This is a genomic window from Candidatus Accumulibacter sp. ACC005 (genome assembly GCF_907163215.1).
Lineage (GTDB): Bacteria > Pseudomonadota > Gammaproteobacteria > Burkholderiales > Rhodocyclaceae > Accumulibacter > Accumulibacter regalis.
In genome coordinates this window covers 303,468-318,358 of the sequence record NZ_CAJQUB010000011.1, presented here as the reverse complement: position 1 = coordinate 318,358, position 14,891 = coordinate 303,468, and the positions used below count along the sequence as shown (strand labels likewise).

Below are 14,891 nucleotides of genomic sequence, written 5' to 3'. Positions count from 1 at the left end.
TCTTTGATTACTGGTTGGCAGGGGCAGAGGGAATCGAACCCCCAACCTTCGGTTTTGGAGACCGACGCTCTGCCAGTTGAGCTATGCCCCTGCGGCAGAGACCGGGGGCGCCCCGCGATGGAGCAACCCCTTGTCTTTACTGAACCTACTCGATGATCTTCGCCACGACGCCGGCGCCGACGGTACGGCCGCCTTCGCGAATGGCGAAGCGCAGACCTTCCTCCATGGCGATCGGCGCGATCAGCTTGACCGTCATCTGGATGTTGTCACCCGGCATGACCATTTCAACGCCTTCAGGCATCGAGATGGCGCCGGTAACGTCCGTCGTGCGGAAGTAGAACTGCGGCCGGTAGTTGTTGAAGAACGGCGTGTGACGACCGCCCTCTTCTTTCGACAGCACATACACTTCACCGGAAAAGTGGGTGTGCGGCTTGATCGAACCCGGCTTGGCCAGCACCTGACCACGCTCGACGTCTTCACGCTTGACGCCGCGCAGCAGAACGCCGACGTTGTCACCCGCCTGACCCTGGTCGAGCAGCTTGCGGAACATCTCGACACCGGTGCAGATGGTCTTCACGGTCGGCTTGATACCGACAATCTCGACTTCCTCGCCCACCTTGACAATGCCGCGCTCGACGCGACCGGTAACCACCGTACCGCGGCCTGAAATCGAGAAAACATCCTCGATCGGCAGCAGGAAGGGCTTGTCAATGGCACGCTCCGGCGTCGGAATGTAGGAGTCCAGCGCTTCCGCCAGCGCCATCACCGAAGCCTCACCCTGCTCGCCCAGGTCACCCTCGAGCGCCTTCAGGGCAGAACCCTGGATGATCGGAACGTCGTCGCCAGGAAAGTCGTACTTGGACAGCAGCTCGCGCACTTCCATATCCACCAGCTCGAGCAGTTCGGCGTCGTCAACCATGTCGCACTTGTTCAGATAGACAATGATGTACGGAACACCTACCTGGCGGGCGAGCAGGATGTGCTCGCGCGTCTGCGGCATCGGGCCGTCGGCGGCGGAAACCACCAGAATGGCGCCGTCCATCTGCGCCGCACCGGTAATCATGTTCTTCACGTAGTCGGCGTGACCCGGGCAGTCGACGTGCGCGTAGTGGCGCTTGGACGTCTCGTACTCGACGTGCGCGGTATTGATCGTGATCCCGCGCGCCTTTTCTTCCGGCGCTGCGTCAATCTGGTCGTAGGCCTTGGCGGTACCGCCAAACTTCTTCGACAGAATGGTCGTGATCGCCGCCGTCAGCGTTGTCTTGCCGTGGTCAACGTGCCCAATCGTGCCAACGTTGACGTGCGGCTTCGTACGTTCAAATTTTCCCTTGGCCATTACCGGTACCTCAAGACGTTAAAAATTAGTGAATCTATGGCACCAAACAGTGGTGCCCATGGACAGAATTGAACTGTCGACCTCTCCCTTACCAAGGGAGTGCTCTACCGCTGAGCTACATGGGCGGCGTGCGCGATGCCTGAAGCTGTTCTGCGACCGCAACGTGGAGCGGGTGAAGGGAATCGAACCCTCGTCATAAGCTTGGAAGGCTTCAGCTCTACCATTGAGCTACACCCGCAAAACCATTACCCGAAGCACGCTAAAGCTAGGCCACCAACAGCGGCATTTTGGTGGAGGGAGAAGGATTCGAACCTTCGAAGGCAGAGCCGTCAGATTTACAGTCTGATCCCGTTGGCCACTTGGGTATCCCTCCAGCTCAGAACCCAGGATTTTGACACCTGAGCAATACACTGTCAAATTGTTTTTCGAGCAGCGCGAGAGTATATACCATCAGACAGGCCTTCGCACGCTTCTTTCGGCACTTTCGCGTGCTGGAGGACGTAAAATCGCTGCGTCACGGCCCCTGGCGCTAGCGAAGGGGTCCTTTCGGCGCGACGAGCCCCCCGCTGAGCCACCCCATGAGCCCCCCGACGAGTCGCTTCTACCCGAACCATCCGCCGCTGGCGAACGATCGCGTTGCCACCCTGAAGAACCGCTTTGGCGCGCGTCTCGCGAATTCGCCGGCTGCCCCGCGGCGGGCAGGGCGCAAGCCCACATCGCGCAAGGGAATGGCTGCCACTTTTCGGCGGCCGGGAGGTTCCCTGGGCGACACGCAACGAGGACCGCTCGCGCCTCCGGCAAACGCGCCACGACGCGTGTTCTGCCTGCCTGCCGCTCAAACCAGGCAAGCTTCTCCCACGGGGCGCAGCCACCTGAGCCGGCAAAACAGCCAGCAGCGCACTGAACGGCCAGCAGCCCGACACCCCTGCCCTTTCAACCCGGCACTCGATCCTCTGGAGCAAGGCCTTGCCTTCACCCCCGCCCGAAAGCGCTGACGCCGTGGCAACGGTGCTCGGGTCGCAGCGTCGTCAGCTCGCCCTGCAGCTCGCCGCGACGCTCGCCGTACTGTCGCTCGCCTGGCCGTACTACGGCCTGCGTAATGAACAGCTGCCATGGCCGCAGACGGCCCTGGCGATTGGCGCCGTCGCGCTGCTCTTCGCCAGCATCACGCGACAGGCCTGGTGGTGGCGCCTGATTCACGCGCTCTTCGTACCGCTGGCATGGGCTGCTTCGACGCTCGCCATTGACCCGGGCTGGTACCTGCTGCTGTTCATCCTGCTGCTGCTCGTCTATCGCGGCGCACTTGGTGGACAGGTACCGCTCTACCTGTCCAACAGAGCCAGCGCCGCAGCTCTCGCCGAACTGACCGGCGACCTCCCCGCAATGCGCTTTCTCGACCTTGGCGCCGGCGTCGGCAGCGTGCTCGCTCCGCTCGCCAGGCAGCGGCCGGAGGCGTGTTTCACCGGCGTCGAAAACGCCCCGGCGACCTGGGCCGTTGGACGCCTGCGCACGCTTGGCCTGACCAACTGCGACTGGCGCTGGGGTGACATCTGGCATACCGAACTGAGCGCTTACGACGTCGTCTATGCCTTCCTGTCGCCGGCCCCGATGGCTGCACTCTGGGAAAAGGCGCAGCGCGAGATGCGACCGGGAGCCCTGTTCATCAGCAACAGTTTCGCCGTGCCCGACGTCGCTGCCGAGCAGATCGTCGAAGTCAACGACGCGCGCCAGACGCGCCTGTTCTGCTACCGCCTGTGATTGGTGAACGCGCCTCATGCGCCCGCCCTGCCTGGCCACCGCGCCCGCCAGCGGCAAGTGATTCCAATAATCGGCACCCTGCCCCGAAGAGCGCCAAACTTTGCTAACATGGCCGATTCCACCACCACCGGAGCTGCAAAATGTCCAGTAACGATTCTCTAACCGATCCGATGAGCTTTGCGAAGAAAATGTGGGGCAACATGGGCTTTTCGTTGCCGGGCATGGTCACCCCTACGCTGGACGTCGAAGAGATCGAGAAGAAGGTCAGGGATCTCAAAGCGGTCGAGAGCTGGCTGAAAATGAACCTGTCGATGCTGCAGATGACCATCCAGGGCCTGGAAATGCAATGCGTGACACTCAACGCCGTGCGCGCGATGGGACACATGGGCAGCAATCTCACGACGGCTGCCAGCGGCGGCAACGACGACACGCAGACCAACGCGCTTGGTATTCCCGGCGGCGCCGATGCGCTCAAGCAGGCGACGATGTGGCCGTGGACGATGATGCAGCAGATGCAGGAACAGATGAAGCAGGCCGCAGCCGCAGCGCAACAGGCCGCTCAGAGCGACGACGAGACCAAGAAGAAGCCCTGAGCCGGGTCACGCCGGCCAAACCCGCCAGCGTGCTCGGAGCGGCGGCGTCAGGTGACCGACGCCGCGCGCAGGGTGGCGATCTCGTCGGCTGAGAATCCCGCCTCAAGCAGAACCTCCTCACCGTGCTCGCCGGCGGCGGGCGCGGCGCGCTCGACGGCAAAAACCCAGCCCGAGAGTTTCACCGGCGGCGCGTACTGGGTGACCCCGTCGGCGTGCACGACCATCTCGCGAGCAACGAACTGCGCGTGTTCAAGCGCCTCTGCGACACCGAGCACAGGCGTAACGCAACAATCGATAGCGGCAAAGAAAGCACACCAGTCGGCCTGCGTGCGGCTGAGAAAGAGGCTTTCGATTTCCCGACGCAAGGCGACCGCAGCCGCCCCGCGCGCACCATGCAGTGGCTTCCAGTCGGGGCGCTGCAGGGCAGCGCAGAAGACGTCCCAGAACTTCTTCTCGAGCGGCGCGACGGCCATGTAGCGTCCATCCGCGGTGGCATAGACGCCATAGCCAGGGTCGCCGCCGGTGAGCACGTCGCACCCGCGCTCTGCAACGCCGGCGGAACCGTGCAGCGCAAACAGTGGAAAAAGATTGTGCGCCAGAACCGCGTCGCTCATGGCCACGTCGACCAGGCGGCCCTGACCGGTGCGTTGCGCATCGAACAAGGCAGCAAGGATTCCCATCACCGCACTCATTGCGCCGCCGAGCAAGTCGCCGATCTGCAGATTCGGAATCGCCGGTGGCCCACCCTTGACGCCGATCTGGTCGAGGACTCCGGCCAGGCCAATGTAGTTGAGATCGTGTCCTGCGGCCATCGCCAGCGGACCATTCTGTCCGTAACCGGTGATCGCGCAGTAGACGAGCTTTGCGTTGATGGCGCGCAGCGCCTGATAGCCGATGCCGAGCCGGTCGCTGACACCGGGCCGGAAGCTCTCGACCAACACGTCGGCAGTGGCCACCAGGCGCAGGAACGCCGCCCGCCCTTGCGGCAGCTTGAGGTCGAGGCGCAAGCCACGCTTGTTGCGATTGACACTGCGATAGAAAGCGCTGACGCCGCCCGGGCCATCGCCGAGCAGGCGCGCGTAGTCGCCAGCACCCCGATCTTCGATCTTGATCACATCGGCGCCCAGATCGGCCAGATGCAGGGTAGCGACCGGACCGGGAAGCAACCGGCTGAGGTCGAGAACGCGAACCCCGTGCAGCGGCGCGCCGCTCACCGCCCGGCCTCGCAGCGCTCGAGCCAGGTCGCATCCATGTCGATCAGCGCGCCCTTCGCCAGGGGCTGCTCGAGGAAGCGACCGCGGAACAGCCATCCTGTCGTGCCGTGCTGGTGCGACCATGGCGTTTCCCAATCAGCGACCGCCACCTGTACACGCATCACCTCCACCTCGCGAGGTGGAGTGGCCAAAGCGCTTGTCGAAGTCTGCTCCACGCAAGGCATCGCCGCCGCCAGCCGCGCCTGGTCGGCTGGCGTAAAGGCGGATGCGGGTTTGCCGATGTGCGGACAGCGATCAAGCTGCCGCCGCTGCCGGGAGAGCGCGGCGATCGAGCCTTTAAGCCAATAGGTCGGCGCCGTCAGGAGCCGGCCCGCGCCGCCCTCACGAAAGATCACGCAGTCGCCGACCTGCGGCCCGGAAGCGGCAGCCGAACTCGCCGTGTCCGGCGCGTCGTCGTCGGCGCAAAGCGAAGCCGCCAGCAGGGAGGCGACGATCGCGGCAAGCGCGCGCCTCACGCGTAGCTGCGCCGGTCTTCGATCACCGTGCCGTCGTTGGCCAAGGTCCCGGCAGGCAGGAAAGCCACCTCGCCGCGCAGCTTGGTGAGCTCGCGAATGCTGGCCACCACGGCCGCCTGCAGCGCGGCCGACGGATCAGCGACCTCGCAGTGCAAGGTCATCCGATCGTGGCCACTGGGATTGTCGACCACCAGGCGGGCGCGGCCGATTTCGCCGTGCCGTGCAACGAGCGCAGCGACCTGCGAGGGGTGTACGAACATCCCCTTGACCTTGGTCGCCTGATCCGCACGTCCCAGCCAGCCCCTGATACGGACGTTGGTCCGCCCGCAGGGGCTGATCCCCGGCAGCAGAGCCGACAGGTCGCCGGTGGCAAAGCGAATCAGCGGGTAATCGGCATTGAAACTGGTCACCACCACTTCGCCAACCTCGCCTTCGGCAACCGGATCACCGGTCCCCGGGCGAACGATCTCGAGCAGCACGTCTTCCTCGACGACCAGGCCCTCCTCGCTCGGCGTTTCATAGGCGATCAAGCCCAGGTCGGCAGACGCATACGCCTGGCGAACGACGACGCCGCGGTCGTTGAGCAGCTTGCGCAGCGTCGCCGGCAGGGCCTCTCCCGAAACGACGGCCTTGCGCAGCGAGCTGACGTCGGCACCCAATTCGTCCGCTTTCTCGAGGATCGTGCGCAGAAACGACGGCGTGCCGACGTAGGCGGCCGGCTTGAGGTCGGCTATCGCCTGCACCTGCATGTCGGTCTGCCCGACGCCGGCCGGAAACACCGGACAACCGAGCTTGTGTGCCGCGCCTTCAAGCATGAAGCCGGCCGGCGTGAAATGGTACGAGAAAGTGTTGTGCACCAGGTCGCCGGCGCGGAAACCGGCGGCGAACAGGGCACGCGCAAAGCGCCACCAGTCCTGCCCCTGCCCTTCGGGATCGTAGATCGGGCCAGGCGATGCAAAGACACGCGAGAGGCCGGTCATCGGCGTCGCCGTCAGCCCCCCGAAAGGCGGCGCAGCGCATTGCAGTTCGCCAAGCTTGCTCTTGCGCAGCAGTGGCAACGTCGCCAGTGCTGCGCGCGAGCCGATGCTGTTGACCGCCACGTCGGCCAGCCGCTGGCGCCAGTACGCCGACTTCCTCCTGGCCAGGGCGAGCTGCTGCGGCAAGCGCGCCATCAGCCAGGCTTCGCGCTCGACCGGCGAACGCGTTTCCAGAGAATCGTAGTAGGTCATGGGTGCTCACTCACACGGTAAGGCGGTTCGCACCAGACAGCGAAGACGCCCCGCCAGTGCGAGAGAAGAAATGGCCGCTCCGGCAGCCGGGCGCCGACGACAGCCGGCAGGGCGCCGGCAGCCCCGGACCGGCTCACGACAGCCAGCGCTTGCGACGACGATAGTGCTTGACGTCCTTGAAGCTCTTGCGCCCGGCGGAAGACAGCCCGAGATAGAACTCCTTGACGTCTTCGTTGGCCGCCAGATCCTTGGCCGCACCCTCCATCACCACACGACCGTTTTCGAGGATGTAGCCGAAGTCTGCATAGCGCAGAGCCATATTGGTGTTCTGTTCGGCGAGCAGGAAGGTGACGCCTTCCTTCTGATTGAGATCCTTGACGATGCCGAATACCTCGTCGACGATCTGTGGAGCGAGGCCCATCGACGGTTCGTCGAGCAGCACCATGCGCGGACTGGCCATCAGCGCCCGCCCGACGGCGCACATCTGTTGCTCGCCGCCCGAGGTGTACGCCGCCTGGCTGCTGCGGCGGGTTTTCAACCTTGGGAAATACGCATAGACCTTCTCCAGCGTCTCGTTGATCGCGGCTTTTCCGTCGCTGCGCGTGTACGCACCGGTGAGCAGGTTTTCTTCGATACTCAGGTGAGCAAAGCAGTGTCGCCCCTCCATCACCTGAATGACGCCACGTTTGACCAGTTCGGCCGGTGTCAGCGCCTCGATGCGCTCGTCGCGCAACTCGATGGTGCCCTTGGTGACTTCACCGCGTTCACCGTGCAGCAGATTACTGACCGCGCGCAGGGTCGTCGTCTTGCCAGCGCCGTTGCCGCCAAGAAGCGCCACGACGCCTCCTTCAGGAACGCTGAAGGAAACGCCCTTGAGCACCAGGATCACGTGGTTGTAGATCACCTCGATGCTATTGACTCGGAGAAGGATGTTGGCAGTGCTCATGGCGTCTCTTCGCTAAGCGGGCCGCCCTCCCGCAAGCGGGAGGGCTGACAAAGGACTCGCGGTGACGAGTCCGCGGGACCTTACTTGTTGCACTCCTCAGGCGTGCGCGGCTTCAGCTTCTTTTCTTCCGCGTACTTGCCGGAGGCGAGCATGACCATCGGACGCAAGGTGTTGGCATCGGCCTGGTACCAGTCTTGGGACGGAAACTCCCAGTTCTTGCCGTTCCAGGTGTGAACGCGAACCCACGACGAGCCCATATGGTCCAGGCAGGAAGTCTGCACCGGACGCATCACGCCAGCAAAGCCCATCGCGTCGAGCGTCTTCTGGTCGAGATCAAGGTTCTCCAGCCCCCAGCGCACCTGCTCGCCGGTCATCACCTTGCCCTTGCCATAGCGCTCCTGTGCCTTGCGAACGCCCTCGACGCCGAGCATCGCCGAGAGCACGCCGCGCATGTAGAGCACGCTACCAACGTCCTCTTTCGGCCCGGTGCCCTGACCCTTGGCATACAGCGCAGCGAGAATGTCCTTGACCACCTTCGAATTGCGCTCGGCGCCATGTTGCAAGGTCAGCGCGCTGTAGCCCTTTGCCCCTTCACCGACATCGGCGACATCGGGTTCGGCGCCTGACCACCAGTTGCCCAGCATCTTGTCGCGCGGGTAGCCGGTGGCCTGCGCCTCGCGCAGCGCGGTCAGGTTCATCACCCCCCAACCGGAGAGCAGAACGAAGTCCGGCCTGTTCTGGCGGATCTGCAACCAGGTCGCTTTCTGTTCAACGCCTGGCGCGGCGACAGGCAGGAGCTGCACGCTGTAACCGTATTTCTTGCTCAACTCCTCGAGCACCGGGATGGCCTCTTTCCCGTACGGGCTGTCGTGGTACACCAGCGCGATCTTCTTGCCCTTCAGGTTGGCGACACCCCCCAGTTTCTTGGCGATGTACTGGATGGCCACATCGGAGCCAACCCAGTAGGTTCCGAGCAGGGGGAAGTTCCAGGTGAAGACGGCACCGTTCTGCGATTCGCTACGACCATAACCAGCTGTAATCAAGGGAATCTTGTCGATCGGCGCTTTTTCCGTGAGGGCAAAGGTCCCGCCAGTCGACAGAGGCTGGAACGCTGTCGCACCACCATGCATGCCTTTCAGGCGCTCGTAGCATTCGACGATCCGGTCGGTGGCGTAACCCGTCTCGCATTCCTCGAAAACGGTCTTGACGCCGTTGATCCCCCCCTTGGTGTTCACCAGTTTCAGATAATCGATAAAGCCGTTCGCCCAAGGTGTGGCATTCGGCGCAATGGGACCGGTACGAGTCACCAGGACCGGAAAGAACTGCTCCTTGGCAGTCGCTGCGACCGCCGACGTCGACGCTATCGCCGACAGCATGAAGGCGCCGAGTGAAGCAGTTAATGCAAGCTTGCGTAAGTTCATTAATGTCTCCTCTTATTAAAATGGCAACACCACTGCAACGACAACTTCGACTCAGGACAACCCCGCTACGAGCGTGAAACGACCCCCACCACCCGAGTCAGTGCGGGAATGGCCAGAGCCGAAGTTTCTCCTTGCCGGTCGACCACAGGCGGGCAAGGCCGTGCGGCTCCTTGATCAGGAAGAAGATGATCAGCCCCCCGAAAATGATCAACTCGGCGTGCGAGATCCCGGCCGTCGATATCTCGACGCCGACCAGGTCTCCAATTTCCGGCAGCAGGCGATTCAGTACGATCGGCAGGATGACGATGAAGGCCGCACCGAAGAAACTGCCCATGACCGAACCGAGGCCGCCAATGATGACCATGAACAGGAGCTGGAACGAACGGTCGACCGAGAAAGCCGCCGGCTCCCACGACGCCAGATGGACGAACGCCCACAAGGCGCCCGCCGTCCCGACGAAAAACGAACTGACGGCAAACGCCGAGAGCTTGGCAAACAGCGGCCGGATTCCGATCACCTCGGCAGCCACGTCCATGTCACGGATCGCCATCCACTGCCGGCCGATGGCGCTACGCGTCATGTTCTTCGCCAGCAAAGCGAAGACCGTCAGGAACGCCAGGCAGAACAGATACTTGTTGAGCGGGTTGTTAAGCTGCCAGCCCATCACCTGCAGGTTGGAGACCGAAACGTTGCCCGACAGGGAGTTGTCGGTAAACCAGGGAATGCGCAGGAACACCCAGTCGGTGAAGAACTGCGCGGCCAGGGTTGCAACCGCCAGATAGAGGCCGCGCACGCGCAAGCTCGGTATTCCGAAAACGATCCCGACAAGGGCCGAAGTGAAGCCGCCAAGCAGCAAGGAGAGCAGTAGCGGCATACCCTCGACACGGATGTGAAAGTTGTACGCCGCGTACGCCCCGACCGCCATGAAAGCGCCGGCGCCAAGCGTGATCTGCCCGCAGTAGCCGACCAGGATATTGACCCCGAGAGCGGCCAGCGAGAGGATCAAAAAGGGGATGAGGATGGCGCGGAACATGTATTCGTCGACCAGCAGAGGGACAGCGACGAAAGCAAACACCACGATGCCGACAACCGCCCATCGGTCCTGGGCAATCGGAAAGACCTGCTGATCGGCGGCGTAGGAAGTCTTGAATTGACCGTTTTCTCTATAGAGCATTTGCCCTCTCCCCGATCAGACGCGGTCGATGATCTTCTCGCCGAACAGGCCTTGCGGCCTGAACAGGAGAACGACCAGCGCCAGTACGTAGGCAAACCAGATCTCGATGCCGCCGCCGACCATCGGCCCGAGATAGACCTCCGACAGCTTCTCGCCGACGCCGATGATCAGGCCGCCGAGGATGGCACCAGGAACCGAAGTCAGCCCGCCAAGGATGACGACCGGCAGTGCGCGCAGCGCCACCGTCGACAAGGAAAACTGGACGCCAAGCTTGGAGCCCCAGATCACACCGGCGACCAGCGCGACGAGGCCGGCGACGCACCAGACGATCACCCAGATACGATTCAGCGGGATGCCGATCGACTGCGCCGCCTGATGATCGTCGGCGACTGCCCGCAGCGCCCGCCCGGTGGTCGTCTTCTGGAAGAAAAGAGTCAACAGGCCGACCAGCACGGCCGCGATCAGGGCGGCGATGAAGTCTTCCTTGTTGATCAGCAGCCCGCCCGGAAACACCTCCTCGAAGAGAAACACCGGGTCCTTGGGCATACCCACGTCGATCTTGTAGATGTCATTGCCGAAAAGGGTTGAACCGATGCCTTCGAGGACATAGGCAATGCCCAGCGTGGCCATCAAGAGCGTCGCGCCCTCCTGGTTGACGAGGTGGCGCAGGACCAAGCGCTCGATCAGCCAGGCGACGACGAACATCAGCGCGCCCGCCACGACGAAGGCAGCAGCGGTCCCGAGATAGGAACCCTCGAGGCCGAACCAGCCCGGAATCCACTCGGCGAAACGGGCCATCGCCAGAGCGGCGAAAAGCACCATCGCTCCCTGTGCGAAGTTGAATACGCCGGAGGCCTTGAAGATCAGCACGAAACCCAGCGCCACCAGCGAATAGAGCATGCCGGCCATCAGCCCGCCGATCAACGTTTCCAGGAAGAAACCCATCGCCTCACTCCTCAGTGACTGGCGCCAAGATAGGCGCTGATGACGTCCGGATTGGCGCGCACCGCGTCCGGGTCGCCGTCGCCGATCTTCTTGCCATAATCGAGAACGACGACACGGTCGGAGATGTCCATGACCACCGCCATGTCGTGCTCGATCAGGACGATGGTCGTCCCGAACTGATCATTGACGTCGAGAATGAAGCGGCACATGTCCTGCTTTTCCTCGACGTTCATCCCGGCCATCGGCTCGTCGAGCAGCAGGATGCTCGGCTCCATGGCCAGCGCCCGGCCGAGGTCTACGCGCTTCTGCAAACCGTAAGGCAGGCGCCCGACCGGTGTCTTGCGAATGTGCTGGATTTCGAGAAAGTCGATCACCTCCTCAACCTTGGCGCGATGTCCGAGTTCCTCGCGTCGTGCCGGCCCCCACCAGAAGGCCTGCTGAATCAGGTTGCTTCTGATTTTCATGTTGCGCCCGGTCATCAGGTTGTCGATCACGTTCATCCCCTTGAACAGAGCAATGTTCTGGAAAGTCCGCGAGATTCCGGCCCGCGCGGCCTTGTAGGGGCTCATCTTCGTGAAGTGCTGACCGCGCAGAATGATCTCTCCCTCCTGCGGCCGATAGACGCCGTTGATGACGTTGAGCATCGAACTCTTGCCGGCACCGTTGGGGCCTATGATCGCCCGAATCTCGTGCTCGCGAACGTCGAACGAGATGTCGGTCAGAGCCTTGACGCCGCCGAAGGACAGGGAAACCTTCTTCAAGTCGAGGATGACCTCGCCAATCTTCCGACTCATGACGCCTCCCTCCCGGCGGCGCCGAAGACCTTCAGGTTCCGGATGGCCAGATCGGCCGCCACCTTGCCTTGCCGTCCGTCCTCGAACTTCACCGCCGTCTCGATGAACTGGCTGTCCCTGCCGCTGTAGAGCGCGTCGATCAATACCGCGTATTTCTCGGCGACGAAGCCGCGACGCACCTTGCGGGTGCGCGTCAGCTCGTCGTCGTCGGGATCGAGTTCCTTGTGCAGGATCAGGAAACGATGAATCTGCGAATCGGCCAGCACGCCTTCGCCAAGGAGTTCGGAATTCACCTGTTCGATCGACTCCTGGATCAAACCGTAGACCTCCGCCTTGGCCGCCAGATCGGTATAGCCTGAATAGGCGATGCCGCGCCGCTCGGCCCAGTTGCCAACCGCACCGATGTCGATGTTGATGAACGCGCAGACCATCTTGCGACCATCGCCGAAAGCCACTGCCTCCTTGACGAAGGGGAAAAACTTGAGCTTGTTCTCGATGAAATTGGGCGCAAACATCGCACCATTGACCAGCTTGCCGACGTCCTTGGCGCGATCGATGATCTTGAGATGCCCCTCGTCGTCGAACAGGCCCGCGTCGCCGGTCATGAAATAGCCGTCGGCGTTGATCGCTTCGGCGGTGGCGTCGGGTCGCTTGTAATACTCCCTGAGCAACATCGGCCCCTTGACCAGAATTTCGCCGTTGTCGGCGATCTTCACCTCGACGCCCGGCGCCGGCTTGCCGACGCTGTCGAACTTGATTTCACCATCGGGCTGCAGGCAGACATAGGCACAGGTTTCGGTCTGACCGTAGAGCTGCTTCAGATTGATGCCGATAGAGCGGTAGAAACGGAAGAGATCGGGACCGATCGCCGCGCCGGCGGTGTAGGCGACGCGCACCCGGCTCAGGCCGAGGACATTCTTCAGCGGCCCGAAAACAAAGAAATTACCCAGGGCATAGAGCAGGCGATCAGCGAGCGCAACGGCCTTGCCATCGAGAATCTCGGCGCCGCAGCGGCGGGCCACAGCCATGAAGAAGTGAAACATCTTCTGCTTGATGGCGCTGGCGTCCTCCATGCGAATCATCACCTGCGTCAGCAGGTTCTCGAAAACACGCGGTGGCGCGAAATAATAGGTCGGCCCGATTTCGCGCAAATCGTTCATCACCGTCTCGGCCGACTCGGGGCAGTTGATCGTGAACCCGGTCATCATCGCCTGCGCAAAGGAGAAGAGATGGTCGCCCACCCAGGCCATCGGCAAATACGAGAGGATGTTTTCGTCGGCAGTCAGACGATCGAAATCGACGCCGCCGCGGGCGGCGCTGATGAAGGCGTTGTGCGTCAGGCACACCCCTTTGGGCTTGCCCGTCGTCCCCGAGGTATAAAGCATGACGCTGACGTCGTCGGCGTTGCCCGCGGCGACCTTGCGGATGAGCAGATCGGGATGGTTGCGGTTGTGAATCCGCCCCATTTCCATCAGCTCGCGAACATCGTGAATGAACGGCTGCGTGTAGTGGCGCATGCCGTGTGGATCGTCGTAGAAGAGGTGCCGCAGCTGCGGCAACTGCGCCTGCAGTTCGAGCACCTTGTCGACCTGCTCCTGATCCTCGACGAACAGGAAGCGGATTTCGGCGTCGACCAGAACGAAAAGCATCTCGTTGGCCACCGCATCCTGGTACAGCGGCACGGGCACCCCGCCGAGACACTGTACGGCGCTCATCATCATGTACATGCGCGGACGATTGTCGCCGACGATGGCCACGTTCTCGCCGCGCTTGAAACCCATCTCGGCAAGGCCGCAGGCCAGTGCGCGCACCTCGTCGGCAACATCCTGCCAGGTCCAGCACTGCCAGATTCCCAGGTCCTTTTCGCGCATTGCCGGCTTGTCGCCGCGGACCCGAGCGTGGTTCAGGAGCAGGCGTGGAAAGGTATCCAGCGCTTGCGACGACGCGGTTTCCGGCATCTCGTCTCCTCCGGTGCATTCACCGCCGTTATCGTGACGGCAGGCTTTTATTTATGTTGTGCTGCGCGATTCTATTCTTTTTCTTCTGCCAGCCATTGTGCAACGCAGTATCGCAAGCAGAACCACGATCGCCGGCATGGGGGCGGCAGGACAGTGCTTGGCGGCAGTCTATTCGCCGTGGGCAAGGAGAATTGTCGTCCGTGCGACAATTCTCCATCTTTTCTGATCGCGGGTTCACGGATGCACGAACTGGACGCCATGCTGCACGCTTCCTGCTGGGCACGGAAGCTGAGCGCCGACGAGCTGGAACAGGTCAAGCGCGACATCGTCGTGCGCACCGTTCCCGCCGGAGGATACGTGTGCATGAAGGGAGAAACCGTCGGGCACTGGCTGGGGGTGGTCAATGGGCTGGTCAAGATGGCCAGCAACCGGAGTACCGGCAAGGCCACCAGCTTCGTTGGCCTGTCCGATGGCAGCTGGTTCGGCGAGGGCTCGCTGCTCAAGGATGAAGCACGCCGCTATGACGTCATCGCGCTGCGCGACTCGCGCATCGCCTACATGAAGCGCAGCCGATTTCAGAATCTGCTCGACAACAGCATCCCTTTCAACCGTTTCCTGCTCATCCAGATCAACGAACGTCTGGGCCAGTTCATCGGCATGATCGAGCACGAACGTCTGCTCGATACCGACGCCCGCCTCGCTCGCTGCCTGGCGTCGATGTTCAATCCGCTGCTCTACCCGGGCAGCAGTCTCGAACTGCGCATTTCACAGGAAGAGATCGGATTGCTCGCCGGCATCTCGCGCCAGCGCGTCAATCAGGCGTTGCAGACCCTCGAACAGGGCGGACTGTTACGTGCCGATTACGGCACCCTGACCATCCTCGACCTCGACGGGCTACGCAATTACGGCGCCTAAGGTAAGGCACTGGACTAAGCCGTGTCGTCGGCCAAGCCCCTGCACCGGCAAAAAACGCGAAAAAACCCTGCATTGAACGATGAATCGATCTGG

General features: G+C 62.6%; 13 protein-coding genes and 4 tRNA genes. 3 read left to right on the top strand and 14 right to left on the bottom strand.

Translation table 11 applies throughout. The features are described from left to right. Positions 1-15: 15 nt before the first annotated feature. The 5 genes from QZ613_RS13750 to QZ613_RS13730 all read right to left on the bottom strand — a co-directional run bounded on the left by QZ613_RS13750 (position 16) and on the right by QZ613_RS13730 (position 1,709). Positions 16-91, bottom strand: a tRNA-Trp gene (locus QZ613_RS13750). Between the two features lie 54 nt (positions 92-145). Then, positions 146-1,336 carry an elongation factor Tu gene (gene tuf / locus QZ613_RS13745; RefSeq protein ID WP_291982872.1) on the bottom strand — a complete coding sequence of 397 codons (1,191 nt, stop codon included), beginning with the start codon at positions 1,334-1,336 and terminating at the stop codon, positions 146-148. A gap of 50 nt (positions 1,337-1,386) precedes the next feature. After that, positions 1,387-1,461: transfer RNA gene (locus tag QZ613_RS13740), tRNA-Thr, on the bottom strand. A 39-nt stretch (positions 1,462-1,500) separates the two neighbouring features. Then, positions 1,501-1,574, bottom strand: a tRNA-Gly gene (locus tag QZ613_RS13735). Positions 1,575-1,624: 50 nt separating this feature from the next. Next, positions 1,625-1,709, bottom strand: a tRNA-Tyr gene (locus tag QZ613_RS13730). 593 nt (positions 1,710-2,302) lie between these two features. Here QZ613_RS13730 and QZ613_RS13725 point away from each other — a divergent pair. Continuing rightward, a complete protein-coding gene (locus QZ613_RS13725) occupies positions 2,303-3,094 on the top strand; it encodes a class I SAM-dependent methyltransferase (protein WP_291866218.1) in 792 nt (263 codons plus the stop codon). 140 nt (positions 3,095-3,234) lie between these two features. Beyond that, positions 3,235-3,687 (top strand): PhaM family polyhydroxyalkanoate granule multifunctional regulatory protein, encoded by a 453-nt coding sequence (locus QZ613_RS13720; protein ID WP_043562898.1) that lies wholly within the window; start codon positions 3,235-3,237, stop codon positions 3,685-3,687. Positions 3,688-3,734: 47 nt separating this feature from the next. Here the strand turns inward: QZ613_RS13720 and QZ613_RS13715 are convergent, their stop codons facing one another. The 9 genes from QZ613_RS13715 to QZ613_RS13675 form a co-directional block, all read right to left on the bottom strand. Next, on the bottom strand, positions 3,735-4,901 hold the full coding sequence (locus QZ613_RS13715; protein ID WP_291866224.1) for a CaiB/BaiF CoA-transferase family protein: 1,167 nt from the start codon (positions 4,899-4,901) through the stop codon (positions 3,735-3,737). Beyond that, entirely contained in the window at positions 4,898-5,416 is a 519-nt protein-coding gene (locus QZ613_RS13710; protein WP_291866227.1) for a hypothetical protein, read from the bottom strand. Before QZ613_RS13710 ends, QZ613_RS13715 begins: the two co-directional genes overlap by 4 nt. Further along, entirely contained in the window at positions 5,413-6,645 is a 1,233-nt protein-coding gene (locus QZ613_RS13705; RefSeq protein ID WP_291866230.1) for an AMP-binding protein, read from the bottom strand. The genes QZ613_RS13710 and QZ613_RS13705 overlap by 4 nt, the downstream gene beginning before the upstream one ends. 133 nt (positions 6,646-6,778) lie before the next feature. Continuing rightward, positions 6,779-7,591 (bottom strand): ABC transporter ATP-binding protein, encoded by an 813-nt coding sequence (locus QZ613_RS13700; protein WP_043562889.1) that lies wholly within the window; start codon positions 7,589-7,591, stop codon positions 6,779-6,781. An 80-nt stretch (positions 7,592-7,671) separates the two neighbouring features. Beyond that, positions 7,672-9,012, bottom strand: a complete 1,341-nt coding sequence (locus QZ613_RS13695; protein WP_043562888.1) for an ABC transporter substrate-binding protein — start codon at positions 9,010-9,012, stop codon at positions 7,672-7,674. Between the two features lie 97 nt (positions 9,013-9,109). Further along, complete coding sequence (locus QZ613_RS13690; protein WP_043562887.1) at positions 9,110-10,186, bottom strand: branched-chain amino acid ABC transporter permease; 1,077 nt, start codon at positions 10,184-10,186, stop codon at positions 9,110-9,112. 15 nt (positions 10,187-10,201) lie between these two features. Next, positions 10,202-11,131, bottom strand: coding sequence for a branched-chain amino acid ABC transporter permease (locus QZ613_RS13685; protein ID WP_043562886.1), 930 nt, complete (start codon positions 11,129-11,131; stop codon positions 10,202-10,204). Positions 11,132-11,142: 11 nt separating this feature from the next. Further along, positions 11,143-11,925 carry an ABC transporter ATP-binding protein gene (locus QZ613_RS13680; protein ID WP_043562884.1) on the bottom strand — a complete coding sequence of 261 codons (783 nt, stop codon included), beginning with the start codon at positions 11,923-11,925 and terminating at the stop codon, positions 11,143-11,145. After that, a complete protein-coding gene (locus QZ613_RS13675; protein ID WP_291982870.1) occupies positions 11,922-13,883 on the bottom strand; it encodes an AMP-binding protein in 1,962 nt (653 codons plus the stop codon). The genes QZ613_RS13680 and QZ613_RS13675 overlap by 4 nt, the downstream gene beginning before the upstream one ends. 240 nt (positions 13,884-14,123) lie before the next feature. Here QZ613_RS13675 and QZ613_RS13670 point away from each other — a divergent pair, with 240 nt between their 5' ends. Then, positions 14,124-14,798 carry a Crp/Fnr family transcriptional regulator gene (locus tag QZ613_RS13670; protein ID WP_043562880.1) on the top strand — a complete coding sequence of 225 codons (675 nt, stop codon included), beginning with the start codon at positions 14,124-14,126 and terminating at the stop codon, positions 14,796-14,798. The last annotated feature ends 93 nt before the right edge of the window (positions 14,799-14,891 follow it).

Excerpts from the sequence above, each read along its gene's own strand:
- tuf (WP_291982872.1), bottom strand. The coding sequence starts at position 1,336 with ATGGCCAAGGGAAAATTTGAACGTACGAAGCCGCACGTCAACGTTGGC.
- QZ613_RS13680 (WP_043562884.1), bottom strand. The coding sequence starts at position 11,925 with ATGAGTCGGAAGATTGGCGAGGTCATCCTCGACTTGAAGAAGGTTTCC.
- QZ613_RS13675 (WP_291982870.1), bottom strand. The coding sequence starts at position 13,883 with ATGCCGGAAACCGCGTCGTCGCAAGCGCTGGATACCTTTCCACGCCTG.
- QZ613_RS13700 (WP_043562889.1), bottom strand. The coding sequence starts at position 7,591 with ATGAGCACTGCCAACATCCTTCTCCGAGTCAATAGCATCGAGGTGATC.
- QZ613_RS13695 (WP_043562888.1), bottom strand. The coding sequence starts at position 9,012 with ATGAACTTACGCAAGCTTGCATTAACTGCTTCACTCGGCGCCTTCATG.
- QZ613_RS13685 (WP_043562886.1), bottom strand. The coding sequence starts at position 11,131 with ATGGGTTTCTTCCTGGAAACGTTGATCGGCGGGCTGATGGCCGGCATG.
- QZ613_RS13670 (WP_043562880.1), top strand. The coding sequence starts at position 14,124 with ATGCACGAACTGGACGCCATGCTGCACGCTTCCTGCTGGGCACGGAAG.
- QZ613_RS13720 (WP_043562898.1), top strand. The coding sequence starts at position 3,235 with ATGTCCAGTAACGATTCTCTAACCGATCCGATGAGCTTTGCGAAGAAA.
- QZ613_RS13705 (WP_291866230.1), bottom strand. The coding sequence starts at position 6,645 with ATGACCTACTACGATTCTCTGGAAACGCGTTCGCCGGTCGAGCGCGAA.
- QZ613_RS13690 (WP_043562887.1), bottom strand. The coding sequence starts at position 10,186 with ATGCTCTATAGAGAAAACGGTCAATTCAAGACTTCCTACGCCGCCGAT.